2 protein-coding genes are annotated in these 1,925 nt (G+C 61.1%); one reads left to right on the top strand and one right to left on the bottom strand.

Going from position 1 to position 1,925, the window contains the following annotated elements; translation table 11 throughout:
- Positions 1–83 precede the first annotated feature (83 nt).
- Complete coding sequence (locus QMX98_RS34340; RefSeq protein WP_010457744.1) at positions 84–884, bottom strand: LuxR C-terminal-related transcriptional regulator; 801 nt, start codon at positions 882–884, stop codon at positions 84–86.
- Positions 885–1,008: 124 nt separating this feature from the next.
- On the opposite strand from QMX98_RS34340, the gene QMX98_RS34335 reads away from it, so the two are divergent.
- A complete protein-coding gene (locus tag QMX98_RS34335; protein WP_172791565.1) occupies positions 1,009–1,830 on the top strand; it encodes a carbon-nitrogen hydrolase family protein in 822 nt (273 codons plus the stop codon).
- The last annotated feature ends 95 nt before the right edge of the window (positions 1,831–1,925 follow it).

Below are 1,925 nucleotides of genomic sequence, written 5' to 3'. Positions count from 1 at the left end.
GGTTCAGTCGATATCAATGCTGAATGAAAGACCGCAATCGCGAGCAGGCTCGCTCCCACAGTAAAAAGCACTCCGCGTTGCAATCAGGCATTTTGCGCCTGGAGAAATATCGAAAACAGCTCGGACTGGGATTTGATCCCCAGCTTGCTGTACATGTGTTTCTTGTGGACTTTCACGGTTTCAACAGAGATTTCCAGCTTACGGGCGATTTCTTTACTGGAGCAACCGCTGAGCATCAAGCGCCCGACATCCAGTTCCCGGGCGGTCAGTTGCGCGCCCTTGAGTTGTTGCACCGAGGCTTCCAGCTGCACGCGCCAATCGCCCTGGATCGGTGCTGGCGCGAGGGCCACGGCCTCGTTGATTTCGTAGGGCAGGCGCTGGCGCAACAGGCCGAGCACCCAAGGCTGGATCAGCGACAGCAAGGCAATCTGCTGGCCGCTGAAACGCTGCTTGCTGCCCAATGACAGGCACAGCGTGCGGTCCCCTTCGAGTTGGCAATTGAACTGGATTTCGTCGGCCACCACATTCAGACGAAAGTATCGTTGGTAATACTCGGTCAGCTCGAAGTGCTCCGGCGCCACTTCCGACAGGCGATAGAGGCCGGTGCGCGATTGCTCGCGGCAGGCGATGTAGAACGGATCAAGCAGATAGAGCCCGCGCAGGTAATCCTGAAACAGCTGATCAGGGCTGCCGTCCTCGCCCGGGCATTCGGCGAACACCTGCGGGTGCTGGTCCGCGCTGAAAAGCAGCGCCACCCAGCTGTCGAAGGTCACGTACTGATCCAGCAGGCGCACCAGCTGCGTCCAGAAGTTGGGCTTGTCGAGGGCGTCGATCAGTTGCCCGACCGAGCGGTGCCACGCGATGTCGTCTAACGAAAGTGTCATGCCTCTACCCCTATCGGGTTACCCCAGCGGCGTGATTCCCCGGCCGGTGGCTTGCTGCGCATACTGGCGCACAGACACAGACCGGGCAATCTTTCTGCCGCTCGGCCCAAAACAAGGAATACCCATGAAAGTCGAACTCGCCCAGTTGGCGGGCCGTGACAACGGCACAGCGTACAACCTCGAACGGGCCCTGGCGGCCATCGCTGCCTGCCACGCGGATACGCAACTGATCGTCTTCCCGGAAACCCACCTCATGGGCTTTCCGACTGCCGACACCGTGGCCAAGACCGCCGAACCGCTGGACGGGCCGACGGTCAGCGCCGTCGTGGCGGCTGCCCGCGAACGCAACATCGCCGTGGTGATCGGCATGGCCGAGAACGACAACGGCCGCTTCTACAACACCACGCTGCTGATTACCCCCGAAGGCATCGCCCTGAAATACCGCAAGACCCACCTATGGGCGTCGGATCGCGGCGTGTTCGAGGCGGGCGACCGTTACGCCACTTGCGAGTGGAACGGCGTGCGGGTCGGTCTGCTGATCTGCTACGACATCGAATTCCCGGAAACTGCCCGCGCCCTGGCACAACTGGGCGCCGAATTGCTGATCGTCACCAACGGCAACATGGACCCTTACGGCCCCACTCACCGCACCGCGATCATGGCCCGGGCCCAGGAAAACCAGGCCTTTGCGCTGATGGTCAATCGAGTCAAAGAGAGTGATGACGGATTGGTGTTTGCCGGTGGCAGTGCGCTGGTGGATCCGCTCGGCACCTTGTTGTTCGAGGCCGGACGCGATGAAGGGCAGTTTGCGGTTGAGCTGGATTTCAGCCGGCTGGAGGCGGCACGCAAGGATTACCGGTATCTGGATGACCAGCGGCTGAAGTTGCCGGGTGAGATTGTCGAGCAGGCTTCCGGTGTGCGGGAGTTGCTGATTCCTTCGCGCTGATCCGGATGTTGCATTGCTCCGAGTGGCCCTTTCGCGAGCAGGCTCGCTCCCACATTGAGTTTGTGTCCACGGCAGATCCCCTGTGGGAGCGAGCC

It is taken from the genome of Pseudomonas sp. PS02303 (assembly GCF_029959925.1).
Taxonomy (GTDB): domain Bacteria; phylum Pseudomonadota; class Gammaproteobacteria; order Pseudomonadales; family Pseudomonadaceae; genus Aquipseudomonas; species Aquipseudomonas mandelii.
The sequence above is the reverse complement of the archived record's forward strand: the minus strand, read 5'-3'. Positions and strand labels throughout refer to the sequence as shown.

What these genes read in the sequence shown, in the direction of transcription:
- QMX98_RS34340 (WP_010457744.1), bottom strand. Translation starts at nt 884, where the DNA reads ATGACACTTTCGTTAGACGACATCGCGTGGCACCGCTCGGTCGGGCAA.
- QMX98_RS34335 (WP_172791565.1), top strand. Translation starts at nt 1,009, where the DNA reads ATGAAAGTCGAACTCGCCCAGTTGGCGGGCCGTGACAACGGCACAGCG.